This is a genomic window from Vibrio sp. 1078-1 (genome assembly GCF_033340475.1).
In genome coordinates this window covers 1-652 of the sequence record NZ_JAWOWM010000449.1, presented here as the reverse complement: position 1 = coordinate 652, position 652 = coordinate 1, and the positions used below count along the sequence as shown (strand labels likewise).

Genomic DNA, 652 nt, shown 5'->3' with positions numbered 1-652 from the left:
AAAAATTCATCCGTCGTGAACTTGGTACGAACAACGTTGATCACTGCGCACGTTTGTGTCACGCATCAAGTGTGACAGGGCTTGAAGCATCGTTGGGGAGTGGTGCGATGACCAACGACATTCCAAGCATTAAGCATTCCGATGTGATCTTTATTATCGGTTCTGACACCACATCTGCGCACCCGATCATCGCTTCGCACATCAAACAGGCGATTCGTCATCACGGGGCACGCTTGATTGTGGCAGACCCGAAACGAGTAGACATGGCCGAACATGCAGAGCTGTACTTAGCGCATCGTCCGGGTACGGATGTTATGTTGCTCAATGGCGTGATGCAGCAAATCATCAAAAATGGTTGGTACGATCAAGAATACATCGAAGAGCGCGTAGACGGCTTTGATACCTTGCTTCAAGAGGTGATGTCGCCAGCGTACAACCTCGACAAAGTTGAGTTAGTGACGGGCGTAAAAGCGGACGATATTTTCGCGATGGCGCGAATGATTGGCACGGCAAAACGCACCGCGGTGTATTACTCAATGGGTATTACCCAGCATACAACAGGGCACGACAACGTTCGTTCGATTGCAAACCTGCAATTGTTGTGTGGCAACATCGGTATTGAGGGTGGTGGTATTAACCCACTGCGCGGTCA

General features: G+C 50.0%; 1 protein-coding gene. It reads left to right on the top strand.

Going from position 1 to position 652, the window contains the following annotated elements:
- The coding region (locus R7190_RS28125) for a molybdopterin-dependent oxidoreductase (RefSeq protein WP_318137957.1) at window positions 1-652 on the top strand (652 nt) is incomplete at both ends.